Below are 23776 nucleotides of genomic sequence, written 5' to 3' on the forward strand. Positions count from 1 at the left end.
ATGAGCGAGAATTCTCCCTACAACATTCCCAAGCCTCCCGGCCGCTGGCGCGCCATCGCGCTGGCGCTGGTGATGCACGTGGCGCTGTTCCTGTTCTTCTGGGTCGGCATCCGCTGGCAGAACGAGACGCCGCTGACGGTCGAGGCTGAGATCTGGGATCCGCAATACAAGGAAGCCGCGCCCCTGCCCACGCCGCCGGAGCCGCAACCCCAACCTCAGCCCGAGCCACCCAAGCCGGAGCCGGTTCCCGAGCCGGAACCCAAACCCCAGCCGCCCAAGGTGATCGACGAGCCCAAGGTCGAGAAGCCCGATATCGCCCTGGAAAAGGAAAAGAAACGCAAAGAAGAGCAAGCCAAGGCTGAGCAGCTGAAGGCGGACAAGCTCAAGGCCGAGAAGGAAAAGGCCGAACGCGAGAAGAAGGAACAGGCGGAAAAGGAAAAGCAGGAACGCGAGAAGAAAGAAAAGCTCGAAGCCGACAAGCAGAAGAAACTGAAAGAAGAGAAGCAGAAGGAAGACGAGGCCAAGAAGAAGGCTGATGCCGAGAAGCAAGCCGCTGACAAGAAGAAGCAGCAGCAGGCTGCAGCCGACGCCAAGGCCGCCGAGGCGCGTCGCCAGGAAGACCTGAAGCGCATGATGGGCCAGGCCACCAGCAGCACCGGCGGCAACGGCACTGCAGAGAAGTCGCAGGGCCCGAAGGGCAGCCCGGATTACGCCAACAAACTGCGCGCCAAGATCCGCTCCAACACGATCTTTGACGTGCCGGGCGACCTCAGTGGAAACCCTGCCGTGGAGTACACTGTCGAACTGTTCCCGGACGGGACGGTGCGCAGCGTGCGCAACAACAAAGCGTCCGGCGTGCCGGGCTTTGACGACGCGGTGCGCCAGGCGATCATGAAGTCGCAGCCGTACCCGGCGGACAAGGATGGCAAGGTGCCCTCCAGCTTTACCTTCACCCATAAACCGAAAGATCAGTAAACGATGATTAAGACCCGTTACCTGACCAGCATTGCAAGCGCGGCCGTCGCGGTCGCCGGCCTGTCCTTCGCCCCTGCCTCGCAGGCGCAGATCCGCTTTGAGATCACCGGCGTGGGCGCGACCCAGATCCCGATCGCCATCGCCGCCTTCCCCGGCGAAGAAAGCGCCCCCCAGCAGATCACCGCCGTGGTCAAGGCCGACCTGGCCCGTAGCGGCGTATTCAAGCTCATCGACAACAGCGACGCGCTGTCGGACTCCTCCACCGTCAACTACGCCGACTGGCAAAAGCGCGGCGCCAACGCGCTCGCCGTGGGCAGCGTGCAGCGCCTGGCCGACGGTCGCTTCGACGTACGCTATCGCCTGTTCGACACGGTGCAATCGAGCCAGCTCTCGGCGCTGTCCTTCGGCAGCCAGCAGCAATTGCTGCGCCTGACCGCGCACAAGATCGCCGACGACATCTACCAGAAGCTGACCGGCATCCCCGGCATTTTCTCGACCCGTATTTCCTACGTGACCAAGTCCGGCAGCGAGTACCGCCTGGAAGTCGCTGACGCCGACGGCGAAGGCACCCAGGTCGCGCTGCGCTCCAACGAGCCCATCATCTCGCCGGCCTGGTCGCCCGACGGCACCAAGGTCGCCTACGTCTCGTTCGAGATGAAGAAGCCGGTGGTCTATATCCAGAACCTGGTCACCCGCCAGCGCTCGGTGGTGGCCAACTTCAAGGGCAGCAATTCGGCCCCGGCCTGGTCGCCTGACGGTTCGCGCCTGGCCGTGGCCCTGACCCGCGACGGCCTGACCCAGGTCTACGTGATCAACGCCGACGGCTCCGGCCTGCGCCGCCTCACCAACACTGCGGGCATCGACACCGAGCCGCAGTTCTCGCCCGACGGCGGCAGCATCTACTTCACCAGCGACCGCAGCGGCGGCCCGCAGGTGTACAAAGTCGGCGTGGACGGCGGCAGCGCCCAGCGCGTCACCTTCAACGGCAGCTACAACATCAGCCCGCGCGTCTCGCCCGACGGCAAGACGCTGGCCTTTATCTCGCGTCGCGACGGCATGTTCCAACTGTACGCGCTGGACCTGACCAACGGTCAGGAGCAGCGTTTGTCGGACGGCAGCCGCGACCAATCGCCCAGTTTTGCCCCCAACGGCAAATACATCATGTACGCGACGGAATCTGGTCGTCGCGGATCCCTGGCCGTCGTCTCCGTTGACGGCCGTGTTAAGCAGCGTCTGACAACGCAGGCCGGTGATATCAGGGAACCGACCTGGGGTCCGTTCATGAAATAAAGAAATCTAACATTCACATTCATCACGACAAGGAGAAATCCAAAATGCGCACTATCAGCACCTTCGCCCTCATCGTCTCCAGCGCTGTTCTGCTGGCCGCCTGCTCGTCCACCAAGCTGGACGACAAGAACGCACCGGTTGAAAACCGTGCAGGTTCCGGCGCCGGCGCCGACACCCGCGCTGTTGGCACCGTCAACGCCGGCTCGACCGACCCGCTGAACGACCCGCAAGGCGTTCTGGCCAAGCGTAGCGTGTACTTCGACTACGACAGCTTCGCCGTCAAGGGCGAGTACCGCGCCGTGGTTGAGAACCACGCCAAGTACCTGGTGGCCCACAAGGATCGCAAGGTCATCATCCAAGGCAACACCGATGATCGCGGCGGCGCCGAGTACAACCTGGCCCTGGGTCAGAAGCGCGCAGAAGCCGTCCGCAAGGCACTGGTCCTGCTGGGCGTGTCGGAATCGCAAGTTGAAGCCGTGTCCTTCGGCAAGGAAAAGCCGAAGGCCCTGGGCCAGGACGAGTCTTCCTACGCTGAAAACCGTCGCGCCGACATCGCTTATCAGTGATAGCCATGCATACCGCTTTCAAACTGAAATCGGTAACCGTGGCGGCCTTGCTGGCCGCCACGGCTTATTTACCGCTCTCCGCCCACGCCGGCCTGTTTGACGACGACGAAGCGCGCAAGGCGATCATGGACATCCGCTCCAAGATCGAAGCGCTGCAACGCGATGTCGCCAACAAAGCCGACAAGAACAGCGTGCTCACACTTTCCGATCGCAACGACAACCTGCAATCGCAGATCCAGGCCCTGCGCGGCCAGATCGAAGTGCTGACCAACGAAATCACCAATGCCCAGCAGCGGCAAAAAGATTTTTACGTCGACCTCGACGCGCGCCTGCGCAAGCTGGAGCCGCAACAAGTCCAGGTCGACGGCCAGACGGTCGCCGTCGGCATTCCCGAACAGCAGGCCTATGACGCCGCGCTGTCCCAGTTCAAGGGCGGCGACTACAAGGGTGCGGCCAATGCCTTCGGCGACTTCATCAAGCGTTACCCGCAATCGGGGTACGCGGCCTCCGCACAATATTGGCAAGGCAACTCCCTGTACGCCCAGCGCGACTACAAGGGCGCCATCGCGGCCCAGCAGAACGTCGTGAAGAACTACCCGGACAATCCCAAGGTAGCCGACGCCATGCTCAACATCGCCAGCTCGCAAGCCGAACTGAAGGACAAGGCCGCCGCCAAAAAGACGCTGGAACAACTGATCGCCAAGTTCCCCGGCACCCCGGCGGCGCAGACCGGCAAGGATCGTTTGTCCTCATTGAAATAAGCAGTCCCGGGACGCAAGCGCGGCAGTTGTATAGTCTTTTACATTAGCGTTTGACAGTCCCGATGAAGTTTGCCTATAATGGCGGTCTTTCGGGTCGTTAGCTCAGTTGGTAGAGCAGCGGACTTTTAATCCGTTGGTCGCAGGTTCGAGTCCCGCACGGCCTACCAGAAATACGAAGGGCTCCAGTTCGCTGGAGCCCTTTTCGTTTTGGCGCTTCCGCACTTCTGTACTTACGCGCGTTCAAACATTTTCACGTACTCGCGCGCACTTTCACGCACACTCTTTTTTCAATCTTGCCGGCTCGACGCATACCGCGACGAGTCCAGGATTGTGATTCCTGTCGTCGCCGCGCTACCGCATCACTTCTTCAGCGGCTGCCCCGGAAATCCCATCTTCACCAGGAACTCCGACACCAGCGGCGCCCACACCTCCATCCCGCTGGAAAACAGCGTATGACCGTTCTTGGCGAACGGCGGCAGCAGATGATATTCGGCCTGCCCGCCGGCTTTGACGAACGCCTCGTGCCAGGCGCGGCTGTAGGTCGGGCCGAAGTACAGATCGTTCTCGGTGTAGATCCACAGCATCGGTGTCCTGGTGCTCTTGCCGAAGCCGGCGTACATGTCCTTCATGCGAGCGCCGCTGCACGGAACGGCCGGATGATGCACCGGGTCGCCGCCGGATCCGCCGGCGAAATTGATCGCGGCCACCACCCCTTCGGGATTGCGCGCCGCAGCCGCCACCGTCGTATAACCGCCGACCGATTGGCCCACCAGCAGCACGCGGCTCTTGTCCACGTAAGCCTGCTGCCGGGCGTAGTCCAGCACGGCCAGCGTCTCGGTGCTGGCGGCCAGCGCCATGGGCGCGAATTCACGGGCGTTGCACGGGCCGCTTTCCTCGGGGTCGAAGTCGGTCATGTATTGACCGTAGCCGATGCGGGTGGGCTCAAACACCGCGAACCCGCGCTCGACGAAATAGCGCGCCTGTTTGGTATAGCGAAACCGCGGCGGTTCGTGACGGTTGGTGGGGCTGCGCCCATGATTGAGGATCAGGATCGGAAACGGCCCCAGGCCATCCGGCTTGAACTGGGTGATGACGACCTTGCCGGTCTCCTGCTTGCCGTACAGGTCCTTGACGGTAACATCGATGGCGCTCACCGATTCGTTAATGTCCCGAGCCAGTTCCTGGGCATGCAGATGAACGGAGCAAAAGACCAACAGGCCGCCGGCTGCGACCAGCAGCGGACGGAAACGGAGTGAATGGCGCATGTATTTTTCTCATCGTGGCGGCGAATGCCGGGACCATCACGCTAACGCCGGTGCGCCATTCCGGCAAGCGGATTGGGCCGTCTTGCGCACGCGCATGGCTGCGTCGCCACATTTCCGGCGCCGGGGCGATCCGATATACTTCGACTTTTCGTCCACAAGTTTCCCGGCTGCGCCCACTAGCAGCCATTGCGCCCTCCACCATGTCCGACCAGCAGCCTCCAGAACCCTTCTTCCCCGACGACGCCGTCACCGGCGCCGACACCATCCCCGCGCCGCGGCCGTGGATCGTGCTGCAGAACGTACACGAGGTCGAGACCTGGATCGACACCTACAACCGCGAGCTGCAGGCGGTGGTCTGGCGCAACAAGCTCAACGCGGTCAACACCGGGCAAGGCATCTGTTTCGCGCTGGAGCTGGGCGGCGAAATCTACCTGCACACCACGGGCGAAGGCCATATCCTGCTGGACGTGACCGAAGAAGCCTCCTGGGTCAACCCGGTGGTAAGCGCCGCCACCGGCGTGGCCGTGCCGCCCGGCACCGTCTGGATGCTGCCGCCGGATACGCTGACGCAACTGATCCTCGGCCTGTCCGGGCTGATCGCCACCTCGCAGTTCGTGCTCAAGCACGAATACCGCCTGGCCAAGGGCGCGCGCGCCCAGTTCTGATCGCACCCCGCCAAGACACAGGATCGCCCCCGATGAAAACCTTGCTGTTCGCCGCCTCGCTGACGCTGGTCCTGGCCAATGCCAATATCCATGCCGCCGCGGCCGCACCCGGCCTGTGCCAACCCGGCGAGCAAGAAATTTTCTCCTGCACCACCAAGGCCAGGAAGATCGCATCGCTATGCGCCTCGCCCGACTTCTCCGTCAAGGGCGGCACGCTGCAATACCGCTTCGGCACGGCGGCGAAAACGGAGCTGCAATACCCTGACACGCCGCAGCCGGCAGTAGGAAAATTCTTCTTCAGCTCCACCATGTACTCCGGCGGCGGCGAAGCGCATATCCGCTTCACCAACGGCGGCTACGACTACATCCTGTTCGACCGCACGGTGCGCACCAACTTCAAGGGCCCGACCAACGATCCGGCATTTTCTGCCGGTGTCGTGGTGCGCAGCCTCAGCGGCGGCCGTGCCAGCACGCGCAGCTGCACCAACGACGCGTCGATCAGGGCCGCCGCCTACGACGCCCTGCCCCGGGAAGATTTCAAAGACCTGGACTGAGCCGCCGCCAACGTCCCCGACAAATCGCCCTGCAACGCGGGGCCATAACACGCAAGAAGGATAACGCCATGAACGAACGCAGCCTTGTCATCGTCGGCTCCCTCAACATGTTCTTCGCAGTATGCTGCGGCGCCTTCGGCGCGCACGGCCTGAAGAAGATGATCTCCGAGGAGATGCTGGCCGTCTGGCACACTGCCGTCACTTACCAGGTCATGCATGCGCTGGGCATGATCGCCGTCGCCCTGCTGATGCCGAAGTTCGGCGGCGCGGCCATGGGCTGGGCCGGCAACCTGATGCTGGCCGGCATCGTGATCTTCAGCGGCAGCCTCTACCTGCTGGCGCTGACCGGCACCCGCATCCTCGGCGCGATCACGCCGATCGGCGGCGTCGCCTTTTTGGCGGCGTGGTTGCTGGTGGCGTGGTCGGCCACAAGGGCATGAACTAAGTCCCCTGTGGACAAATCAAAACGCCGCCCGAAGCAATCCGGGCGGCGTTTCTTTTTCAGGGTTCAATGCGTGCAAGGGCTCATGCCGCTGCCCCACTCAGCGCCGCCTTCACCAGCTCGTCGATCTCGCCGGTGATGTTGGAGAGCACGCCCGCCACTACCGAGAATTCACGCCCCGCCTGGCCTGAACGGGCCGCCACGATACGGGCGTTGAAGGCCACCATCTTGGCTTCACGTGCGATGGTCTCGATGTCGGTCATGATGGTGCGCAGCTGGTTGCGCATCAGGCGTGCGTGCTTCTTCGACTGCTCTTCGTAGACGCCGGTGATCTGGTTCAGCACCGCCAGGAGCGGCGTGGTTTCCTTCACCAGCTGCTCCAGCAGGGTCGGCGCCGCCTTCAATTTGTCGTCGATGGCGTTAAGCGCGCGACCAGCGAGGTCGGCGAAACCGGTGATGCGCGTGTCGCCGCCGGTCGTTCCGAAATAGACCTCCTCCAGCTCGGGGCAAAACACGCCCGGCAACTCGTTCGAACGCTTGAGCAACGTGGCATGCGCGCCGCGAAACAGCGCCAGCGCCTCGCGTGCGGTGGCGGTTGCGCCCTCGACTCCCTGCGCTCCCAGTACCGCATACAACACCAACCGCTGCGAGGTGAAGCGGCGGCGACCGGACAGATTGATCAAGGCGCCGAACACTTCACCCGACAGCGGCACGATATCTGGATCGTCCACCTCGTTCGCCTCGTCCGCGCCGTTTGCCTGCCCGGCCTGATGCCGCGCCAGCACTGCAGGCAATGCAGCTTGCGCATCGTTGACCGCTGCCGGCTGAACCGGGAGGCGCGGGAGGCTTTCTCGGCGCACTTCTTCGCGCGCCTCTTGAGGGACGTCTTGCACAGCAACCGGAATGGTCATGGGATTGGCTCCTTGGCGACTCTGATTTGGCTGATGGGGTTCATCTTGCCCGCGATCGTCGCGGCCGGGTTCAGGCCGCCTCACGCGCCGGATGCGCCTGCTTGCGGTACAGGAACTCCAGCACCTCGGTGCGATAGGCCGAGTACTGCGCATCCTGCGCCAGCGACACGCGCTCGCGCGGACGCGCCAGCTTCACCTCCAGGATCTCGCCGATGGTGGCGGCCGGGCCGTTGGTCATCATCACGATCCGGTCCGACAGCAGCACCGCCTCGTCCACATCGTGCGTCACCATCACCACGGTGGACTCGGTCTTGGCGACGATCTTGAGCAGCTCGTCCTGCAGGTGCGCGCGGGTCAGCGCATCGAGCGCGCCGAAGGGCTCGTCCATCAGCAGCACCTTGGGCTCCATCGCCAGCGCGCGGGCGATGCCCACGCGCTGCTTCATGCCGCCGGAAATCTCGTTGGGCCGCTTGGTCTCGGCCGCGGACAAGCCCACCAGCGCCAGCGCGGCGCGCGTGCGGTCGCGCAGGCGGGTGCGGTCTTCATTGGCGCCGAACACGCGCTCCACGCCGAGGTAGATGTTCTCGTAGCAGGTCAGCCACGGCAGCAGCGAATGGTTCTGAAACACCACCGCACGTTCCGGCGAGGGGCCGCCGATCTCTCGATTGGCGCACAAGAGCACGCCTTCGCTTGGGTGGGTCAGGCCGGCGATCAGGTTCAGCAGCGTCGACTTGCCGCAGCCGGAGTGGCCGATCAGCGTGACGAACTCGCCCTTGGCCACCGTCAGGTTGATGTCGCGCAGCGCGTGGAAGCTGCCCTTCCTGGTGTTGAACACCATCTCCACGCCGTGGATGTCGATGAACTTGCCGTTGATGTTTTCCATGGTTGCCCCGCTCAGTTGCTCACTTGTTCATAGGTGAAGGCCTTGGCCAGCGCTACCAGCGCCTGCTCCAGGACCAGTCCCACCACGCCGATGACGACGATGGCGATGATGATGTGCGGCACGTTGAGGTTGTTCCACTCGTCCCATACCCAGAAGCCGATGCCCACGCCGCCGGTCAGCATCTCCGCGGCCACGATCACCAGCCAGGCGGTGCCGATGGACAGCCGCACGCCGGTCAGCATGTAGGGCAGCACCGAGGGAAACAGGATCTTGGTCAGGATCTTCCACTCCGACAGGTTCAGCACGCGCGCCACATTCATGTAGTCCTGCGGCACCCGCTGCACGCCCACGGCGGTGTTGATGATCATCGGCCAGATCGAGCAGATGAAGATGGACCAGATCGCCGCCGGGTTGGCCGACTTGAACACCAAGAGGCCGATCGGCAACCAGGCCAGCGGCGACACCGGGCGCAGCAGGCTGATGATGGGCCCGAACATGCGCGAGAGGAATTCCACCCGGCCAATGGCAAAGCCCAGCGGGATGCCCACCAGCGCCGCCAGCCCGAAGCCCACGCCCACGCGCTGCAGCGAGGCCAGCACGTTCCAGCCGATGCCCTGGTCGTTGGGACTGTTGCGATAGAAGGGATCGGAGAACATGCTGATCGCTTCCTTGAACGTCACCAGCGGTGTCGGGAAGCTGCTGTTCTTGATGGCGATGATCTGCCACACCAGCACCAGCACGGCGATGCCCAACACCGGCGGCGCCACGCGCATGAACGCGCCGCCGCCCATGTTCTTTCTCCTGCCCGCGCGCACGGCCGGTACTGCCGCGGCCGGTGTTGCCTGCGCTTCGTTGGCGGCCTGCTTCTCGTGCGTGCGTTCGGCCTGGCTGGCGGCGCCGGCATTGCCGGACGGCTCGGCGTTATCGCCCATGATGCTCTCCACGACTGCGCTCATCGGTTTCCCCTTGCGAATGACACTTCACTGCGGCGGCGCGCCCCCGCGGCGCGCCGTGCGGCTGCTATTGCAATTGCGATTGCAGCGATTGCGCTTACACCTTGATCTTGAACGACTGCGCATAGGCGGCCGGATTCTTGCCGTCCCACACCGTGCCGTCCACCAGCTTGGAGCTGCGCATGACGTCCTTGGGCAACGGCGTCTTGGTCATGGCCGCGGCGTCCTTGTACAGGTCGATCTGGTTCACCGATTTGGCCACGGCGAGGTAATCCGGATCGCTCTTCAGGAGGCCCCAGCGGCGATGCTGGGTCATGAACCACATGCCGTCGGAGAGGAACGGGAAGTTGACCTGGCCGTCTTCGTAGAACTTCATGTAGTTGGGATCGTCCCAGGTCTTGCCCAGGCCGTTCTGGTAGCGGCCCATGATGCGCTGATCGATCACGTCCTTGCTGGTGTTGACGTAGGACTTGTCGGCGATCACCTCGGCCATCTTGTTCTTGTTGGTCAGCGAGGCGTCGATCCATTTGCTGGCATCCAGGATGGCGGCCATCATCGCGCGGCAGGTGTTGGGATATTTCTTGACGAACTCCAGCGAGCTGCCCAGCACCTTCTCCGGATGATCCTTCCAGATATCCTGGGTGGTGGTGGCGGTGATGCCCACGCCATCGACGATGGCGCGGTGGCCCCAGGGCTCGCCCACGCAGAAGCCGTCCATGTTGCCGACCCGCATATTGGCCACCATCTGCGGCGGCGGCACGGTGATGACCTTGGCATCCTTCATCGGGTTGATGCCGTTGGCGGCCAACCAGTAATACAGCCACATGGCGTGGGTGCCGGTGGGGAAGGTCTGGGCGAAGGTGTATTCGCGCTTGTCGGTCTGCATCAGCTTGGCCAGCGAGGCGCCGTCCACCGCCCCCTTGTCGGCCAGCTTCTTGGACAGCGTGATGGCCTGGCCGTTGTGGTTCAGGCCCATCAGCACCGCCATGTCCTTCTTCTGGCCGCCGATGCCCAGCTGCACGCCGTAGATCAGGCCGTACAGCACGTGGGCAGCATCGAGCTCGCCGTTGGTGAGCTTGTCGCGCACGCCGGCCCAGGAGGCCTCTTTGCTGGGCACGATCTTGATGCCGTACTTCTTGTCGAAACCCAGCACCGAGGCCATCACCACCGAGGCGCAGTCGGTCAGCGGAATGAAACCTATCTTGACCTCTTCCTTCTCCGGCTTGTCGGAACCGGCCGCCCATGCGCCGCCGGTGGCTAATCCCATCATGCTTGCTCCCGCCGCGATGCCCGCGGTCTGAATGATCTTGCGGCGCGTGCCGTCCACCGCCGGTGCGCCCGTCGTTGCCGCGTCTGCCGTCTTGTCCGCTTGCCCTTTGAAGTCCATAGCACCTTTCCCCGTTGCGATTGATCTGAACCGGCCCTCTGCGTTGCTGCAAACAAAAAAAGGCGTATCCGGCACGGATCGCTCCATGCCGGAAGACGCCTTTGTCTTGGTCGACGCGACCGCCGTTGGCCGCATCTGTTGCGCACTCGTTGCGCTGTTGACGAGGATTCAGCAAAAGCTGTGCCAAGCATCGCGAAAATCGCGCGACAGCCCGGATCTGTCTATGAAAAGCGCATCGCCGCAAGTCGATGGCAAACGTCCCGGCGCACGTGCTCGGGCCACGCCGGCGCGATCAAATCGAGCGCATCGCCGCACTCGATTTGTGCTTTGCACCAAGTTGGCGGGAGGGGAAGGGGTAAAACGGAAGAGAGAATGCCTGCGGTCAGCCCAGCAGGTCTTCGGCGTCCAGCAGGCGCTGGGCCACTTCGGAAAGCTTGAGGTTGCGGTTCATGGCCATGCTGCGAAGCTTCTGGTAAGCCTGATCCTCGGACAAGCCCTTGCGCGCCATCAACACGCCCTTGGCGCGCTCGACCAGCTTGCGCTCGGCCAGCTTGTTGCGCGTGTCGGACAATTCGGCCAGCAGCTTCTGTTCCTGGCGGAAACGCGCCAGCGCCACGTCCAGCACCGGCTTGATGCGCTCGGCATGCAGGCCGGCCACGATGTAGGCCGTCACGCCCGCGGCCATGGCCGCGTCCATGCTGTTGGTGTCGTCGTCCTCGGTGAACATGACGATGGGACGGCGCTCGTCGCGGGTGGCAATGACGATGTGCTCCAACACATCGCGCGCGTCGGACTCGGCCTCGATGATGATCATGTCCGGCTGCAGGCCGGCGATGCGGTCCGGCAGCGACAGGTCGGCCGGCAGCGCGGCGATAATGTTGTAGCCGGCGTCCAGCAGTCCGCTGCGCAGCGCCTCGGCGCGCTGTTCGGCCTGGGCATGCGCCGCCTCGTCATGGTCTTCTTCCAGGTGCGGCACGGAATTGACGATGACGATGCGCAAGGGGCGGCCGCTAGGCGGCGTCGATGGGCTACCGGGCTTCATGGAAAGGAAGAACTGGCTATCGGCTCTGGTCGGCTGGTTGCAACTCAAACAAGTCAAATCCGCTGATCCGTTCAACGGCTCCTTTGCAGAGCAGCATGCAAATGACGGCCGGAATAGTAACCCATTGCCGTTCAAAAAACATGCCTTGCCGTAAAAACAAGACGCCGCTGGCGGCTCGCATACCGCAACCGTGAGCAAGATCCGCACCACTGTCCGTCCATTCGCGCGACCTGCGATTTTCCGCTTCACCCCACACGCACGCTCGCCTTTTCCTACAGGAAATCGCGGCGCACGCTGATCGCCCCCCTCCCCCGGCCGAGCCTAAGATGCCTCAACTCGCACAGCCGGTCGGCGGTAACGCCGGCATGGCCATACCAGACGACCAACCACACGGAGACCGCTCTCAATGACAACGCAACTGCTGCCCCGCGCCGCCGCGCGCAGGATCCGGCCAGGCAAATCCTTCCGCTCGCTGGGCATCGTTTCAGGCGCGGTGGCGCTGGGCCTGTTTTCGCAGGCGGCGCACGCCGAACCTTCGCCGGCGCTGGACCGCTTCAGTCTGTCTGCCGGCGGCTATTACGTGAACCCGACGTTCAACGTCAAGGGCAATACCCAATTCGGTTCGGCCGAGAGCGGCGACATCGACCGTAACCGCACCACGCTGCCGCGCGTGCGCGCCGAACTACTGCTGGGCGACAGCCACGGCTTGTCCTTCGATTACTTCCGTTACCGCAACGACTACAGCTACAGCACCTCGCGCTCGTTCAACGTCGGCGGCACGCCGGCGATCCTGTCCGGCGCGGCCAATGCCAACATCGAGATCGACTTTGCCTCGCTGGCCTACAAATGGTGGTTGGGCTCGGGCAGCGACGTGTTCGGCATCGGCCTGGGCGCCGGGTATTACCGCGCCCACTACGACCTGCAAGCCAACGGCGTCTTCAACGGCACGGCCGGCTCGCTCAATGAGAGCCAGACCGAAAAGACCTTCGCGCCGCTGCTGGAACTGGGCTGGAAGCACGCCTTCAGCAAGGATCTGCGCATCTACGCCGAAGCCTCGGGCGTGAAGAAGAACTGGGGCACGGTGACCGGCCACATCTACGGCGCGGCCCTGGGCGTGGAGTGGTACCCGCTGAAGAACATCGGCGTGGGGGCGGATTATGGCATCACCCGCATTCACATCGACCGCAACGGCGGCAATACGCAGGCCGCCTTTGACATCAAGCTCACCGGGCCGTCGGCCTACGTGAAAATGCGTTTCTGACGGTATGCAGATTCAAGTCAATAACAAAGGAGAACGACCATGACACTCGGCACCATACTGCTCATCATCCTGATCCTGATCCTCCTGGGCGTGATCCCGGCGTGGCCGCACAGCCGCGGCTGGGGCTATGGTCCCAGCGGCATCGCCGGCACCATCGTCATCATCCTGCTGATCCTGCTGTTGCTGGGCAAGATATAGGCGCAAGAAGAGGATAGGGACGCGCCCAAGCGCGTCGATCCGGGGAATGTCGTTTCCCTGGGCCAAGCCTGATACCATCCGTTGTGCGGATGGGAGCGCGGCGCGGTTGGTGCCCTGTCACCGACCGCGCCGTTTTCTTTGCGCCCGGCCCGGCCGTCGGCGCGTTTGTCAATTCTCCAACAGGGGTGCCTACATGAAGAAAAACATTCTCGCAGTTTCCCTCCTCCTCGCAGCCGCGCTCGCCGGCGCCGCCCATGCCGCCGAAGAAGACGTCACCCGCACGGATCCGGCGCGCTGGTACAAGGCCGACGACACGCCCAAGGCGCGCCTGCAAAACCTGACCACCGAAGCCAATGCCGCCTACGGCGAAGCGGTCAAGGAATGCAAGGGCAAGCGCGGCAAAGAACTGAAGGCCTGCCGCGCTGAAGCCGGCTCGGCCAAGAAGGAAGACATGGAGCGCGCCAAGCGCATCTACAACGATTACAAGGCTACCGCGGGCGCTTCTTCCTAAGCGCAGCGAAGCCGCCCCGCCCTCATTCTTTCCCGTCGTGATGAACGCAAGACGACGATGAACTCCGGTGGCGCGAGCAATAAGAAAGCCGGCTTACGCCGGCTTTTTTGCGGGGGAAACACCAACGAACGCAGTTATCAGCGGCCGACCTGGTTACCGATCACGCCGCCCACCGCCGCGCCGCCCGCCGTGCCGATGCCGCTGCCGCCGGTCAGCACCGCGCCGCCGACCGCGCCAACACCCGCGCCGATGGCGGTGTTCTTGTCACGCTGGGACATATTGCTGCAGCCGGTCATGGCCGAGAAGGCAAACACGGCGATCGATGTGATAGCAACTTTTTGAATTGTTTTCATGACTGCACCTCATTGAAATGTGGGAGTAGGTTGGATGATAGAAAACGGTTCGGATTCCTCGCCGCCGCCTCATCGGAACCAGGCGTTACACGCTTTGCATTCGATTACGGCAGCTCGGCCGGCAATCTCGCTCACGTCTCTTGCGTCGACCCGTCACGTCATCGGCTGCATGATGACGATCCGACGATTGGGCCGCGCCGGACGTTCATGCTCACGGTAGGTTTGCGGTTGCAGCAAATCGCCGCGACCTTCCTCACCACCGCCGCGCACGATCACCGCATTGCGGATCGACTTGGAGCGCTTGCCTTGGGCCATGTCCATGTAGCGGAATTTCTTTTGACTCAGCTTTTGCAGCTGTGCCGCGTCAACCGGCATATGACGCTCCATCACCGAGGACGACCAGCGCGACGCCGAAGCGCCGGCCGGCAAATCCAGGCCCTGGGCGCCGACCTGTGCGGTCATTCCCGCCAGAAGGCAGAATCCAAGTAGTGTTTTTTTCATGGTTCCTCCTGAAGGCCATTGACGGCCATGGGAAAATTGCAGTGCGGTCGGCGAGAACTCTTTTGCATTTCCCCGCTCTACCGCTGAATGGACACATGTTGGTCCAAAATGCTGCAGCACAAAATCAGCCCATTCCGATTCTTGCGTAGGATTTCTCCTACGCCGGCTGCGCTTGCGCGCAACCGACGCAGCGGCCGGACAATGCATTGCTGCCCGGCCAGCCCGCTCAGTGCTTCATCGATTCCTTGGCGTCGCCATAGGATTTCTGCACGTTGCCTTCCACTTGCTTGGCGGCACCCTTGACTTGCTGGCTCTGGTTACCGGTCATTTCGCCGGTCTTTTGCTGTACCTTGCCCGCTGCCTGCTTCATGCTGCCCTTGACTTGGTCCTTGTTCATGATCGCTCCTCGGATAGTTGGATACAGGAACCGGCGCTGCCCGAATGGCTTTACCGGCATCGCCGCGCCGTGTTTCAGGCATGTGGCGACGATGAGTTCATGGTAGCGATGAGCCCGCCTGGGCAACATAAGAAAGCCGCTCTTTCGGACGTAGGAGAAAACGAAAAAAGATGCAGGAATCCGGCACCGGAAAAGGCGCGCAGCGCATCCGCCGGACAACAAAAAAGCCGCCCGAGGGCGGCTTTTTGCGGGCGCTGCGAACTGCGGGCGCGGTTCAGCTTGTAGTGGCCGCCATTTCCGGGCGGATGGGCAGGCTGATGGTGATCAGCGCGCCCTTGCCCGGGGTGGAGCGGATATCGACCTGGCCGCCAAAGTAGGTGGCGCGCTCGCGCAGGCCGCGCAGGCCATAGGTCTTGTGGTTGTCGCGCCGCTCTTCCGGGATGCCCACGCCGTCGTCGCGCACCGTCAGCGCCACGTGGTCTTCATCGATATCGAGGATCACATCCACCTTGGACGCCTTGGCGTGCTTGGTGACGTTGTTGAGCATCTCCTGCAGCATGCGATAGATGGCGATCTCCATCTCGTGACCGACCGCCACGTCTTCGTCCGGCAAGCTGGCGTGGCAGGCGATGCCGGTGCGTTCGTGCAGCTCGTCCAGCTGTTCCGAGATGGCTGCCTTCAGGCCGAACAAATCCAGCGTGTTGGGGCGCAGCTCGGTCTGGATGCGCCGGGTGGTGGACACCAGCGACTTCATCAGGCCCTGCATGCGGGTCTTGCGGTCCATCCACTTGTCGTCCGGCGGCAGCACCTGGTAGACGCCCTCCAGATGCATGGACAAGGCCGTCAGCGACGCGCCCATGTTGTCATGCAGCTCGCGGGCGATGGCGCGCTTTTCTTCCTCGCGCACGGTTTCCAGGTGGTTGGTCAGCTCGCGCAGCAGCGCGGTGCGCTGGATCACGGTCTTCTCCAGCTGGCTCTCGCGCTGGCGCAGCACATCCTCGGCCTGCTTGCGCTCGGTGATGTCGGTGCTGATGCCGATCACACCCTGCACGCTGCCGTCCTTGCCGAACCAAGGCACCTTGGCGGTCTGGAAGGTCACCGTCCCTTCCGGCAGGGTCATGGTCTGCTCCAGCTTCTCGGGCTTGCCGGAGGCCATCACACGGCGGTCGTCGCGATCCACGCGGTCGGCCTCCTCTTCCACCATGAACAGTTCGCGGCTGGAGCGGTACATGGTCTCTTCCCAGGTCTTGCCCAGCTTTTGCAGGGTGGCCGGGTTGGCGAAGATCATCAGCCCCTGGCGATTCTTCACGAAGATCGGATCGCTCGTGCTTTCGCTCACGGCGTTGAGCAGCGCGCTGGTCTCGGCGAGCTTCTGTGCGTTGCGGGTGCGTTCGCCGTACTCGCTGTCGAGGCGGCTGGCCGAGCCCCAGAAGATGAACAGGATGATCACACCGTTGATCAGCGTCAGCGTCGGCAGCAGCAGCTCGGGCACGATCCAGCCGTGCGTCATGCCCCAGTTCAGCAGCAGGCTGAAGGCCAGCAGCAGGAACAGGGTCTGCGGCAGCAGGCGGCGCAACATCTGGCCGCCCGGCGCGATGCGCATGATCACCGCCATCACCGGATGCCCCGGGCGCGCAATCAGGAGCGCCGCGCCCAAGAGTGCGAACACCATCGCCGAGAGCAGCGGCACCGGCAGGTAGAAATCCAGGTAGACGAACTGCACCACCCCGTAGATGTAGCCCACCAGCGGAATGGCAGCCAGGCCGATCAACGCGAAGGAAAGGTATTCGGACGGATAGTAGCCGCCCAGCAGCCGCCAGTCGTGCAGCAGCAGGATGGCCGCCATCAGTACGAACCCGACCGACAGCAGCGGCGGGATCACCAGTGGGGAAATCGGATGACTCTGATCCACCGGCAGCCAGCCCAGGCCGTACAGCGAGCCGTGCACCAGCGTGCCCGCGCCCAGCGCCAGCAACAGCAGCGATAACACGTTGACGATGGCGGCCAGGCGTGCGCTGCGTGCGGCGACGTTGACGCAGCGCACATACAGCGCGCAGGCGCCGAGGACAAAGCCGGCCGCGGTCACCTCGCGCACGGCCAGCAGGTCAGCCAGCAGGTGGCGGTATTCTTCCTGCAGGAATCCCGCGGCCACGACGACCACGCCGAACAGGATGACCGCCATGGCCAGGCCCATGGCCAGCGTCACCATGCTGCTGTAGTGGGTGTGGGAGGCGGCAAAATACTCGACCGAGGCGCTATTCTGCATGTCGGCGGAGGACGGGCGTGCGCCGCCGTTTTTGTTTTGCATCGTCGGGGATCCCCTGCTCTTTTCGAACTGTTCTTTGCTTTGCTGCTATCGCCGTTGCGCCGAACTGCCTTGGCAACGCGATCGCCGGCTGCGTGAATTATGCAGCAAAATTGCGGTATTGCGGATCAGAGTCCGTCTGCCTGCGCCGGATCGGGCGGCGTGTTGGAGGGAACGTAACCGGTCACGCCCATCTTCTCGCGCGCCAGCTTTTCCAGCAGGTCGCATAGCAGCGGCAGCTCGGACGACTTGTCGAAGAAATGCTGCACGCCGCACTGCTGGCCGACCCGGCGATAGGTAGGGCTGACGTGGTTGCTGAACACCACCTTGACTTCGCTCTGGCGGCGCGTGTTGGAGCGCTTGAGCGACTGCAGCAGGCTCATGCCGTTGCCCTGCTTCAACTGAATGTCCAGAATCAGCACATCGTAGCTGTGCTGCTGCAGGTGGCGCAGCGCGTCGACCTCGGTTTCCGAATAGCCCACCAGCTTGACGCCGGCGATCTCGGTCAGACTCTCCACAATGAGCTCGCGCACGTCCTCCGAGTCTTCCACCAGGAAGATCCTCAGGGGAGCGCTGCCGCTGTCGCGGTTCGCCCAAGTGTTGAGAATGTCGTCCATGATCCGTCGTACTCTTCCTTGCCCCGCCGGCCTGCGCCGGCGCCTGCCTACCTGTGGATACGCGTCCTCCTTGAGAGGCGTCAATCGATCAGGTTGTTCTTGATCGCGTAATAAATGATATCTGCGTTGTTGGTCATGCTCATCTTCTGCAGCACGCGCGAGCGATAGGTGCTGACCGTTTTCACCGACAGGCACAGCTCGTCGGCGATCTGCGTCACGCCCTGGCCCTGCCCCAGCTTGTAGAAGATCTCGTACTCGCGCTGCGAGAGGGTCTCGTGCAGCGGCTTTTCCGAGTCGACCGGCTCGCTGGTCAAGAGCTCGGCCACACCGTAGCTGATGTACTTGTGGCCGCGCAGGATGGTGTTGATGGCGTTGACCAGCTCAGTGGCCAGCGCCTCCTTCTGCACATAACCGCTGGCGCCGCTGCGCAGCACTTGAACCGCATAGCGGCTCTCCGGGTGCATCGACAGCATCAGCACCGGCAGGTCGGGCTTCTCGCGCTTGATCTGCTTCAACACCTCCACGCCGCTCTTGTCGGGCATGGCGATATCGAGCAGCACAATGTCCCAGTCCTGGGTCCGCACCAACCGGATGGCTTCTTCGGCGGTGCTGGCCTCACCGCCGATTTCCATCGACGGAATTTCTGAGATGAAGTGGTGCACGCCAGCCCGCACGACCGCATGGTCATCGACTACAAGTATTTTTGTCATAGTAATTTGAGCGGTGAAAATGATGCCGCGGCATTCTCGCATTGCATGCGGCCGGCGACGGGCCGGCTAATATCCGATCGGCGGATCGGACGACCGACGGCGCGACGGCTTGCCTGCCTCGCCTTGCTTGCCTCCGTCCTGCCTTTGAAATCCGGCAGAACCCCTTGAAATGCCTTGGCGCAATGGCTGATAACTATACCTTACTGCCCTGTCGCTGTCTTCTTCCGGAACGCTCCGGTCCGCGCCGGAACCGCTCTGGAAGCGGACAAGCGCAAGCCGGTCAAAAGACCGGCTGCGCTCTCACAAGTTCCCGCTTACTGCTTCAGGCGCAAGTCGTTACGCACCGAGACCACACCCTTCACGCCACGGGCCAGTTCAGTGGCACGGGCCGCCGAGGTGGCGGTAGAGACGAAACCGGACAGCTGGACCACGCCCTTGTAGGTTTCAACATTGATTTCCGAGGACTTCAGGTCCTTTTCGTTGAAGATCGCAGCCTTCACCTTGGTGGTGATGACGGCGTCATCGACGTATTCGCCGGTGCCTTCCTTGCCCGGGCTCGATGCGCAGCCCACCAGCGACACCATGAACAGGGCCAGGAAGAAACCTACGAAACGCTTGGTCAGCGACATTTTGCTCAAAGTCATGATGCTCTCCTATGTGAAAAACAGGTATCGGAACGGCCTTCAGGCAGCCTCACCGCCCGTCGGCCGAAGTGTTGAAATTATTACTTGCCGTACTTGGACTTCGCATCGGCGACGCACTTGTCCTTGGCATCGCCGCTCAACGCATCGCACTTCTCCTTGGCGACGTCATAGTTGGCGTCGTTCTTGTCCTTGCGGGCGTCCTTGTTCGCTTCAGCGCCCTTTTGCTTGGCCTTGGCGTCAGCCACGGCCGACTCATGAGCCGCCTTGGCTTCCTTCTCGCACACATCCTTGTCGTTGCCCTTGAGCGGACCGCATTTCTTCTTGGCGGTCTTGTAGTCGGCATCGGCCTTGGATTTGTCGGCCTTGTATTGGGCCGCAGCCGGGTCGGCTGCGAAGGCTGCGCCCTGCATGCCGATAGCGGCTGCGCCGAAGATCATGGTTGCGATGATTTTTTTCATTTTGTCTTCCTCTTCAGATGTGGTGGCCCTGGGCCTGTTGTTGGAATCAGTACTGCATCCCTTGAGCGAAGGGATGCTGCCGCTATTGCTTAATGACGGAAATCTTCGTTGCGCTTCTCGAAATCGCGGATCTGCTTTTCAGCTTCGTCCTTGTTCACGCCATAGGTTTCCTGAATACGGCCAGCCAACTGGTCGCGCTTGCCGGCGATGACGTCAAGGTCGTCGTCGGTGAGCTTGCCCCACTGCTCCTTGGCCTTACCCTTGAACTGCTTCCAGTTGCCTTCAACGATGTCCCAATTCATGGTTTTCTCCTTCGGTTAATTGAAAAATCGGTGGCTTGCGCTGCCGCTTACAGATCCAGCAGGTCGGTCATGTCGTCGGCGTGTTCCTCTTCCTGCGCCATGATCTGAACCAACATGTGCTTGGTGGTCGGGTCGTCGTCGCCGATGCGCTCGATCATCTGGCGGTAAGCCTCGATGGCTACGCGCTCCTCGACCAGGTTGGAGCGGATCATTTCCTTGATCTCGCTCGATTCGTTGTATTCGGCATGGCTGCGCGCGGTCAGCGTCTGCGGATTGAAATCCGGTTCGCCGCCCAGCTGCACGATGCGCTCGGCGATCTTGTCGGCGTGGCTCTGCTCCTCCTGCGCGTGCTGCAGGAACTCGGCCTTGATGGATTCGTTCTCCAGGCCCTTGGCCGTGTAGTAATGGCGCTTGTAGCGCATCACGCACAGCAGCTCGGTGGCCAGCGCGTCGTTGAGCATGCCGATGACTTCCTTGCGATTGCCGCGGTAACCTTCGGTCACCGCACCTTGGTCGACCTTCTTGGCCGCTGCGCGGATGGCATCCTTGTCCAGATGGAAGGGCTGTTTGTGCTTGACGTCAGCCTGTGGGGGATTCTTGGTCATGGTCATTCCTTTCTCCGATTTCGTTACTAATGCACGCGGCCTTGAGCCTGCGCCTGGCTAGAATTCAGATCTGCGTGTTCTGCGTCGTGCTGCGCCGCCGAATCAGTAGCGTCCGGCGTCAGCGCAGCGGCCCACTGCCAAGCCGACCAGCAGGCCGATCCCGGTAGAGATCGCAATCGCGCGCCACGGATTGGCTTGCACGTAGTCGTCGGTGCTGGTGGCGATCTGGCGACCGGTCTGCATCACGGCCGACTGGGCCTCCTGCGCCGTATTCAAGGCCTGGTCCAGCACTTCCTGTCCCTTGGCGCGCAGGTCGTCGGCTTTCTTGCCGGTGGCAGCTGCCGCTTCGGCAAAGAGATCCTGAGCCTGCTGCAGCAGAGCCTGCACGTCGTTGCGAACTGTCTTGAAATTGTTAGCTTGCATGCTTGCTCTCCATTTGTTCGGGGTTCATCAATTCGATTGCTTGTGCGTTCCGCTTACATCAGGTACTGCAGAACGATCAGCATCAGCACCGGCACACCCAAGAGCCATCCGAGCACGAGCTTGTCCATGACTGCCTCCTTCTGGTTTTATTTTGTCGAGCCGGATGGATGTTTTACTGGTGCTGCCGAGGGTCCGGCCTCCCGTTGCTGCTGTGTTGCCCCGAGCTCTCGCTGAGCTTCGGAGCGCAATCGCCATGCCATCAAGATACTTGCCTGCCGTCGTGTCCTCTATAGGCGCCAGACCGATTGATTTGTAGGACAAAGCGCGTTCAGCGCCGGCCGCTGCGCCGTGCCGGCGAAACCCCGGCGATCGGGTAAAGATTGCCGCCTTCGTCTTCCCAGCGTTGCAGCGCTTGGCGCTGCAGGAAGCGATCGCGGCGACGCGCGTCGCGCGCCATGATATTCAGCGTCGCGACCACGGCGGCGCCGGCCACACCGAATGCCAACAACAGATTTTTGGCGGAAACCATCATGTCCTCCCTTTGCTTCTTTTTGCGCGCGTACTTGCTGATGCTCTTGTTCAGGTTCCTGCTTACATCAATGCGCGATGGCGCAGCGAACGCTTGATCAGATCCTGCGCCTCGCCGACCGCGTGCATGATGCGACCATCGGTCTGGCGCTTCTGCGCGGCGCGCTGCAGTTGTGCATTGCCCATCATGCTGGCGACCTGTTCCTGAAGCTTGCCCAGGGCATAGTTGAACTGGCCGGTGATCGTCTTTTTGTTCATGGTCGTGCCTCCATAAAAGTGGGTCGAGACAGGCATTGCAGTATGGGAAGAATGCTAGCAACGCCCTACTGCCGGGCTCTATAGGACGCCCCCCGATTGTCTTGTAGGACAAAGCGAAAAGGCGCGCCGGTGCTGGATTCCCGTCCACCAATCCAGTATTGGCGCGGCCGCCACGCCAATAATCCCTCGCCAAGCCGCCTGCAGCCGCGATTCCTACAAGCGCTTGCGCCGCCGTCCGATGGCAACGCCGGTCATCGAACCCTAGGATGAGAATCATCCGGGCACCCGTTGCAACGCATCACCACGGATTGCCCGGTCTGTCTTATGCGTTTCGATGCATGAATTCCGATGAATGCGGTTTGACCGAAAAGAAAAGGAGAACATCATGGGCAAGTATTTCCTCGCATGGCTGTGCGGCGTTCCGGCTTTCGTACTGCTGCTGGTTTATCTGTTCGTCCACTGACCTGCGGGTCGGTGCTTCATCCGCCGCCCCAATGAGGGCGGCAATGCGCAAGGGAGACCATCATGACTAACGACCATCTGATTTCCACGCTCAACGACCTGATCCAGATTTCCAAGGACGGCGAAAAGGGCTTCCTCACCTGCGCCGAGGATGCTGAAGAGCGTTACGCGAACTACAAAGAAATGTTCAGGGCGCGCGCCACCGAGTGCGCACAGACCGTGTTGGACCTGCAGGATCTGGTGCATCGCCTGGGCGGGGAACCGGCCAACCACAGCACCTTCGGCGGCACCCTGCATCGCCAGTGGGTCAACCTCAAGTCCGCCGTCACCGGGCGCGACGACGAGGCCATCCTCAATGAGTGCGAGCGCGGCGAGGACGCGGCGGTGCACGCTTACCGCAAAGCGTTGAGCCAGGATCTGCCCAATGACGTGCGCCTGATCGTCGAACGCCAGTATCAAGGCGTGCTGGCCAACCACGACAAGGTGCGTGGCCTGCGCAATCAGGTACGTGCACGCAAGGCTGCCTGAGATAGCCTGAGATATCAGTGTCGGCAATAAAAAAAGCGCAGCCATCGGCTGCGCTTTTTTTTCGCGGAAGCGCTTATTTGTGCGCGCGCAGAAAACGTACTCGGTCGGCCAATGCAGTCACCATGGTCTTGAGGAATTCACGGGTCGGCTCATGGGTGAGCTTGCCGTTGGCGTCGAAACGCTCAGCGCAACCGCCGATCATCACCTCCGGCTTGTTGATGAATTGCAGGTCCAGGAACACGCCGATCTGCCGCAGGTGGTACTGGGCGCGCGCGGTGCCGATGGCGCCCGGGCTGGCGCCCATGATGGCGGCTGGCTTGCCGGAAAACGGCGGCGCCGGCGGGCGCGAGGCCCAATCGATGGCGTTCTTCAGCACGCCCGGCACCGAGTAGTTGTATTCGGGTGTGGAAAAGATGATCGCGTCAGCCTCGGCGATCTGCTTGCGCAGGCGCTCCACCGGCGCGGGCCAGCCCTGCTCGCGCACATCGTCGTTGTACAGCGGCAAGTCGGAAATGTCGGCCTCGGTCAATGTGACGCCCGGCGGCAGCAGCTCTTGCAGGGCCCGCAACGCGGCGGTGTTATAGGACTTGGCGCGCAGGCTGCCGGAAATGCCGAGGATCTTGACGTCTGTCTGGCTCATGCTGTTCTCCTTGTGGGGGTGGGGATAAACGGTGATGCCTTGTGGGTCGCGGTGTGGCGAGTGTCAGATGCTAACAGCAATGGATGGGCGTTTGTCTTTTTTGGCGTGGGCGGCGGCATCACGGCCGTTCAACGACACTGGGTTCCTGCGTTCGCAGGGACGACACGCAAGAGACGGATTCGAACAATCGAGGGGCCAAGTTCGCGCCTCTCTGTCGTTCATGGCTGCCAGTGAGGGCTTGAGCAGGCGCGGGTTCAAGTTGCACACTCCCTGTCGTCCCTCGAACGCAGGGACCCAGCGTCGTTCGTCGCGCCTCACCGATGACCGCGCCAGCAATAAAAAAGCCGCATGCGAACATGCGGCTCTTTGGTCTTGCAATAC

32 protein-coding genes and 1 tRNA gene are annotated in these 23776 nt (G+C 62.4%); 13 read left to right on the top strand and 20 right to left on the bottom strand.

The window, feature by feature from the left end; genetic code table 11:
• From tolA to J8I26_RS17490, 5 genes are all read left to right on the top strand, one after another.
• Nucleotides 1-975 (top strand): cell envelope integrity protein TolA, encoded by a 975-nt coding sequence (gene tolA, locus J8I26_RS17470; RefSeq protein WP_209608371.1) that lies wholly within the window; start codon nucleotides 1-3, stop codon nucleotides 973-975.
• 3 nt (nucleotides 976-978) lie between these two features.
• A complete protein-coding gene (gene tolB / locus J8I26_RS17475) occupies nucleotides 979-2265 on the top strand; it encodes a Tol-Pal system beta propeller repeat protein TolB (protein WP_209608372.1) in 1287 nt (428 codons plus the stop codon).
• A gap of 44 nt (nucleotides 2266-2309) precedes the next feature.
• Entirely contained in the window at nucleotides 2310-2831 is a 522-nt protein-coding gene (pal, locus tag J8I26_RS17480; RefSeq protein WP_209608373.1) for a peptidoglycan-associated lipoprotein Pal, read from the top strand.
• A 5-nt stretch (nucleotides 2832-2836) separates the two neighbouring features.
• Nucleotides 2837-3592 carry a tol-pal system protein YbgF gene (gene ybgF, locus J8I26_RS17485; RefSeq protein ID WP_209608374.1) on the top strand — a complete coding sequence of 252 codons (756 nt, stop codon included), beginning with the start codon at nucleotides 2837-2839 and terminating at the stop codon, nucleotides 3590-3592.
• Between the two features lie 91 nt (nucleotides 3593-3683).
• Nucleotides 3684-3759: transfer RNA gene (locus tag J8I26_RS17490), tRNA-Lys, on the top strand.
• A 192-nt stretch (nucleotides 3760-3951) separates the two neighbouring features.
• On the opposite strand, the gene J8I26_RS17495 is transcribed toward J8I26_RS17490, so the two are convergent.
• Nucleotides 3952-4857, bottom strand: coding sequence for a prolyl oligopeptidase family serine peptidase (locus J8I26_RS17495; protein WP_209608375.1), 906 nt, complete (start codon nucleotides 4855-4857; stop codon nucleotides 3952-3954).
• A gap of 200 nt (nucleotides 4858-5057) precedes the next feature.
• On the opposite strand from J8I26_RS17495, the gene J8I26_RS17500 reads away from it, so the two are divergent.
• From J8I26_RS17500 to J8I26_RS17510, 3 genes are all read left to right on the top strand, one after another.
• Nucleotides 5058-5522: a hypothetical protein gene (locus J8I26_RS17500; protein WP_209608376.1), complete on the top strand. Its 465-nt coding sequence runs from the start codon at nucleotides 5058-5060 to the stop codon at nucleotides 5520-5522.
• A gap of 32 nt (nucleotides 5523-5554) precedes the next feature.
• Complete coding sequence (locus J8I26_RS17505; RefSeq protein WP_209608377.1) at nucleotides 5555-6076, top strand: hypothetical protein; 522 nt, start codon at nucleotides 5555-5557, stop codon at nucleotides 6074-6076.
• 68 nt (nucleotides 6077-6144) lie between these two features.
• Nucleotides 6145-6516, top strand: a complete 372-nt coding sequence (locus tag J8I26_RS17510; protein WP_209608378.1) for a DUF423 domain-containing protein — start codon at nucleotides 6145-6147, stop codon at nucleotides 6514-6516.
• An 85-nt stretch (nucleotides 6517-6601) separates the two neighbouring features.
• Here J8I26_RS17510 and J8I26_RS17515 read toward each other — a convergent pair whose 3' ends face one another.
• From J8I26_RS17515 to J8I26_RS17535, 5 genes are all read right to left on the bottom strand, one after another.
• Nucleotides 6602-7429 (bottom strand): methyl-accepting chemotaxis protein, encoded by an 828-nt coding sequence (locus tag J8I26_RS17515; protein WP_348635332.1) that lies wholly within the window; start codon nucleotides 7427-7429, stop codon nucleotides 6602-6604.
• Nucleotides 7430-7499: 70 nt separating this feature from the next.
• Entirely contained in the window at nucleotides 7500-8312 is an 813-nt protein-coding gene (locus J8I26_RS17520; RefSeq protein ID WP_209608379.1) for an ABC transporter ATP-binding protein, read from the bottom strand.
• An 11-nt stretch (nucleotides 8313-8323) separates the two neighbouring features.
• Nucleotides 8324-9268, bottom strand: coding sequence for a nitrate ABC transporter permease (gene ntrB, locus J8I26_RS17525; RefSeq protein ID WP_209608380.1), 945 nt, complete (start codon nucleotides 9266-9268; stop codon nucleotides 8324-8326).
• A gap of 94 nt (nucleotides 9269-9362) precedes the next feature.
• A complete protein-coding gene (locus tag J8I26_RS17530) occupies nucleotides 9363-10652 on the bottom strand; it encodes a CmpA/NrtA family ABC transporter substrate-binding protein (protein ID WP_245200389.1) in 1290 nt (429 codons plus the stop codon).
• 382 nt (nucleotides 10653-11034) lie between these two features.
• Nucleotides 11035-11694 (bottom strand): ANTAR domain-containing protein, encoded by a 660-nt coding sequence (locus J8I26_RS17535; RefSeq protein WP_209608382.1) that lies wholly within the window; start codon nucleotides 11692-11694, stop codon nucleotides 11035-11037.
• Here J8I26_RS17535 and J8I26_RS17540 point away from each other — a divergent pair.
• From J8I26_RS17540 to J8I26_RS17555, 4 genes are all read left to right on the top strand, one after another.
• Nucleotides 11639-11848, top strand: coding sequence for a hypothetical protein (locus J8I26_RS17540; protein WP_209608414.1), 210 nt, complete (start codon nucleotides 11639-11641; stop codon nucleotides 11846-11848). The genes J8I26_RS17535 and J8I26_RS17540 overlap by 56 nt on opposite strands.
• Nucleotides 11849-12100: 252 nt before the next feature.
• Nucleotides 12101-12955, top strand: coding sequence for a hypothetical protein (locus J8I26_RS17545; protein WP_245200390.1), 855 nt, complete (start codon nucleotides 12101-12103; stop codon nucleotides 12953-12955).
• Nucleotides 12956-12994: 39 nt separating this feature from the next.
• On the top strand, nucleotides 12995-13153 hold the full coding sequence (locus tag J8I26_RS17550) for a DUF3309 family protein (RefSeq protein ID WP_079216135.1): 159 nt from the start codon (nucleotides 12995-12997) through the stop codon (nucleotides 13151-13153).
• A 193-nt stretch (nucleotides 13154-13346) separates the two neighbouring features.
• A complete protein-coding gene (locus tag J8I26_RS17555; protein WP_209608383.1) occupies nucleotides 13347-13664 on the top strand; it encodes a hypothetical protein in 318 nt (105 codons plus the stop codon).
• 137 nt (nucleotides 13665-13801) lie between these two features.
• Here the strand turns inward: J8I26_RS17555 and J8I26_RS17560 are convergent, their stop codons facing one another.
• The 13 genes from J8I26_RS17560 to J8I26_RS17620 form a co-directional block, all read right to left on the bottom strand.
• Entirely contained in the window at nucleotides 13802-14017 is a 216-nt protein-coding gene (locus tag J8I26_RS17560) for a glycine zipper 2TM domain-containing protein (protein ID WP_079216139.1), read from the bottom strand.
• A 153-nt stretch (nucleotides 14018-14170) separates the two neighbouring features.
• Nucleotides 14171-14518, bottom strand: a complete 348-nt coding sequence (locus J8I26_RS17565) for a hypothetical protein (RefSeq protein WP_209608384.1) — start codon at nucleotides 14516-14518, stop codon at nucleotides 14171-14173.
• 226 nt (nucleotides 14519-14744) lie between these two features.
• On the bottom strand, nucleotides 14745-14915 hold the full coding sequence (locus tag J8I26_RS17570; RefSeq protein ID WP_209608385.1) for a CsbD family protein: 171 nt from the start codon (nucleotides 14913-14915) through the stop codon (nucleotides 14745-14747).
• 274 nt (nucleotides 14916-15189) lie between these two features.
• Complete coding sequence (locus tag J8I26_RS17575) at nucleotides 15190-17223, bottom strand: PAS domain-containing protein (protein ID WP_209608386.1); 2034 nt, start codon at nucleotides 17221-17223, stop codon at nucleotides 15190-15192.
• 125 nt (nucleotides 17224-17348) lie between these two features.
• On the bottom strand, nucleotides 17349-17837 hold the full coding sequence (locus tag J8I26_RS17580) for a response regulator (protein ID WP_209608387.1): 489 nt from the start codon (nucleotides 17835-17837) through the stop codon (nucleotides 17349-17351).
• Nucleotides 17838-17917: 80 nt separating this feature from the next.
• On the bottom strand, nucleotides 17918-18547 hold the full coding sequence (locus J8I26_RS17585; protein ID WP_079216150.1) for a response regulator transcription factor: 630 nt from the start codon (nucleotides 18545-18547) through the stop codon (nucleotides 17918-17920).
• Between the two features lie 314 nt (nucleotides 18548-18861).
• Nucleotides 18862-19191: a BON domain-containing protein gene (locus J8I26_RS17590; protein WP_209608388.1), complete on the bottom strand. Its 330-nt coding sequence runs from the start codon at nucleotides 19189-19191 to the stop codon at nucleotides 18862-18864.
• An 80-nt stretch (nucleotides 19192-19271) separates the two neighbouring features.
• Nucleotides 19272-19649 (bottom strand): cell envelope biogenesis protein TolA, encoded by a 378-nt coding sequence (locus J8I26_RS17595; protein ID WP_209608389.1) that lies wholly within the window; start codon nucleotides 19647-19649, stop codon nucleotides 19272-19274.
• An 89-nt stretch (nucleotides 19650-19738) separates the two neighbouring features.
• On the bottom strand, nucleotides 19739-19951 hold the full coding sequence (locus tag J8I26_RS17600; protein ID WP_209608390.1) for a CsbD family protein: 213 nt from the start codon (nucleotides 19949-19951) through the stop codon (nucleotides 19739-19741).
• Nucleotides 19952-19998: 47 nt separating this feature from the next.
• Nucleotides 19999-20562 carry a ferritin-like domain-containing protein gene (locus J8I26_RS17605; RefSeq protein ID WP_209608391.1) on the bottom strand — a complete coding sequence of 188 codons (564 nt, stop codon included), beginning with the start codon at nucleotides 20560-20562 and terminating at the stop codon, nucleotides 19999-20001.
• A 96-nt stretch (nucleotides 20563-20658) separates the two neighbouring features.
• Nucleotides 20659-20979, bottom strand: coding sequence for a DUF883 family protein (locus J8I26_RS17610; RefSeq protein ID WP_209608392.1), 321 nt, complete (start codon nucleotides 20977-20979; stop codon nucleotides 20659-20661).
• Nucleotides 20980-21307: 328 nt separating this feature from the next.
• Nucleotides 21308-21511, bottom strand: coding sequence for a hypothetical protein (locus tag J8I26_RS17615; RefSeq protein WP_245200391.1), 204 nt, complete (start codon nucleotides 21509-21511; stop codon nucleotides 21308-21310).
• A 59-nt stretch (nucleotides 21512-21570) separates the two neighbouring features.
• Nucleotides 21571-21765 carry a CsbD family protein gene (locus tag J8I26_RS17620; RefSeq protein WP_209608393.1) on the bottom strand — a complete coding sequence of 65 codons (195 nt, stop codon included), beginning with the start codon at nucleotides 21763-21765 and terminating at the stop codon, nucleotides 21571-21573.
• Between the two features lie 525 nt (nucleotides 21766-22290).
• Between J8I26_RS17620 and J8I26_RS17625 the strand changes: the two genes are divergently transcribed.
• Nucleotides 22291-22755 (top strand): PA2169 family four-helix-bundle protein, encoded by a 465-nt coding sequence (locus J8I26_RS17625; RefSeq protein ID WP_209608394.1) that lies wholly within the window; start codon nucleotides 22291-22293, stop codon nucleotides 22753-22755.
• 73 nt (nucleotides 22756-22828) lie between these two features.
• On the opposite strand, the gene J8I26_RS17630 is transcribed toward J8I26_RS17625, so the two are convergent.
• Complete coding sequence (locus J8I26_RS17630) at nucleotides 22829-23395, bottom strand: NADPH-dependent FMN reductase (RefSeq protein ID WP_209608395.1); 567 nt, start codon at nucleotides 23393-23395, stop codon at nucleotides 22829-22831.
• Nucleotides 23396-23776 lie beyond the last annotated feature (381 nt).

Source organism: Herbaspirillum sp. LeCh32-8 (assembly GCF_017814915.1).
Classification (GTDB): domain Bacteria; phylum Pseudomonadota; class Gammaproteobacteria; order Burkholderiales; family Burkholderiaceae_D; genus Herbaspirillum.

Excerpts from the sequence above, each read along its gene's own strand:
- tolA (WP_209608371.1), top strand. The coding sequence starts at position 1 with ATGAGCGAGAATTCTCCCTACAACATTCCCAAGCCTCCCGGCCGCTGG.
- tolB (WP_209608372.1), top strand. The coding sequence starts at position 979 with ATGATTAAGACCCGTTACCTGACCAGCATTGCAAGCGCGGCCGTCGCG.
- pal (WP_209608373.1), top strand. The coding sequence starts at position 2,310 with ATGCGCACTATCAGCACCTTCGCCCTCATCGTCTCCAGCGCTGTTCTG.
- ybgF (WP_209608374.1), top strand. The coding sequence starts at position 2,837 with ATGCATACCGCTTTCAAACTGAAATCGGTAACCGTGGCGGCCTTGCTG.
- J8I26_RS17495 (WP_209608375.1), bottom strand. The coding sequence starts at position 4,857 with ATGCGCCATTCACTCCGTTTCCGTCCGCTGCTGGTCGCAGCCGGCGGC.
- J8I26_RS17500 (WP_209608376.1), top strand. The coding sequence starts at position 5,058 with ATGTCCGACCAGCAGCCTCCAGAACCCTTCTTCCCCGACGACGCCGTC.
- J8I26_RS17505 (WP_209608377.1), top strand. The coding sequence starts at position 5,555 with ATGAAAACCTTGCTGTTCGCCGCCTCGCTGACGCTGGTCCTGGCCAAT.
- J8I26_RS17510 (WP_209608378.1), top strand. The coding sequence starts at position 6,145 with ATGAACGAACGCAGCCTTGTCATCGTCGGCTCCCTCAACATGTTCTTC.
- J8I26_RS17515 (WP_348635332.1), bottom strand. The coding sequence starts at position 7,429 with ATGACCATTCCGGTTGCTGTGCAAGACGTCCCTCAAGAGGCGCGCGAA.
- J8I26_RS17520 (WP_209608379.1), bottom strand. The coding sequence starts at position 8,312 with ATGGAAAACATCAACGGCAAGTTCATCGACATCCACGGCGTGGAGATG.
- ntrB (WP_209608380.1), bottom strand. The coding sequence starts at position 9,268 with ATGAGCGCAGTCGTGGAGAGCATCATGGGCGATAACGCCGAGCCGTCC.
- J8I26_RS17530 (WP_245200389.1), bottom strand. The coding sequence starts at position 10,652 with ATGGACTTCAAAGGGCAAGCGGACAAGACGGCAGACGCGGCAACGACG.
- J8I26_RS17540 (WP_209608414.1), top strand. The coding sequence starts at position 11,639 with ATGACGATGCGCAAGGGGCGGCCGCTAGGCGGCGTCGATGGGCTACCG.
- J8I26_RS17535 (WP_209608382.1), bottom strand. The coding sequence starts at position 11,694 with ATGAAGCCCGGTAGCCCATCGACGCCGCCTAGCGGCCGCCCCTTGCGC.
- J8I26_RS17545 (WP_245200390.1), top strand. The coding sequence starts at position 12,101 with ATGACAACGCAACTGCTGCCCCGCGCCGCCGCGCGCAGGATCCGGCCA.
- J8I26_RS17550 (WP_079216135.1), top strand. The coding sequence starts at position 12,995 with ATGACACTCGGCACCATACTGCTCATCATCCTGATCCTGATCCTCCTG.
- J8I26_RS17555 (WP_209608383.1), top strand. The coding sequence starts at position 13,347 with ATGAAGAAAAACATTCTCGCAGTTTCCCTCCTCCTCGCAGCCGCGCTC.
- J8I26_RS17560 (WP_079216139.1), bottom strand. The coding sequence starts at position 14,017 with ATGAAAACAATTCAAAAAGTTGCTATCACATCGATCGCCGTGTTTGCC.
- J8I26_RS17565 (WP_209608384.1), bottom strand. The coding sequence starts at position 14,518 with ATGAAAAAAACACTACTTGGATTCTGCCTTCTGGCGGGAATGACCGCA.
- J8I26_RS17570 (WP_209608385.1), bottom strand. The coding sequence starts at position 14,915 with ATGAACAAGGACCAAGTCAAGGGCAGCATGAAGCAGGCAGCGGGCAAG.
- J8I26_RS17575 (WP_209608386.1), bottom strand. The coding sequence starts at position 17,223 with ATGCAAAACAAAAACGGCGGCGCACGCCCGTCCTCCGCCGACATGCAG.
- J8I26_RS17580 (WP_209608387.1), bottom strand. The coding sequence starts at position 17,837 with ATGGACGACATTCTCAACACTTGGGCGAACCGCGACAGCGGCAGCGCT.
- J8I26_RS17585 (WP_079216150.1), bottom strand. The coding sequence starts at position 18,547 with ATGACAAAAATACTTGTAGTCGATGACCATGCGGTCGTGCGGGCTGGC.
- J8I26_RS17590 (WP_209608388.1), bottom strand. The coding sequence starts at position 19,191 with ATGACTTTGAGCAAAATGTCGCTGACCAAGCGTTTCGTAGGTTTCTTC.
- J8I26_RS17595 (WP_209608389.1), bottom strand. The coding sequence starts at position 19,649 with ATGAAAAAAATCATCGCAACCATGATCTTCGGCGCAGCCGCTATCGGC.
- J8I26_RS17600 (WP_209608390.1), bottom strand. The coding sequence starts at position 19,951 with ATGAATTGGGACATCGTTGAAGGCAACTGGAAGCAGTTCAAGGGTAAG.
- J8I26_RS17605 (WP_209608391.1), bottom strand. The coding sequence starts at position 20,562 with ATGACCATGACCAAGAATCCCCCACAGGCTGACGTCAAGCACAAACAG.
- J8I26_RS17610 (WP_209608392.1), bottom strand. The coding sequence starts at position 20,979 with ATGCAAGCTAACAATTTCAAGACAGTTCGCAACGACGTGCAGGCTCTG.
- J8I26_RS17615 (WP_245200391.1), bottom strand. The coding sequence starts at position 21,511 with ATGATGGTTTCCGCCAAAAATCTGTTGTTGGCATTCGGTGTGGCCGGC.
- J8I26_RS17620 (WP_209608393.1), bottom strand. The coding sequence starts at position 21,765 with ATGAACAAAAAGACGATCACCGGCCAGTTCAACTATGCCCTGGGCAAG.
- J8I26_RS17625 (WP_209608394.1), top strand. The coding sequence starts at position 22,291 with ATGACTAACGACCATCTGATTTCCACGCTCAACGACCTGATCCAGATT.
- J8I26_RS17630 (WP_209608395.1), bottom strand. The coding sequence starts at position 23,395 with ATGAGCCAGACAGACGTCAAGATCCTCGGCATTTCCGGCAGCCTGCGC.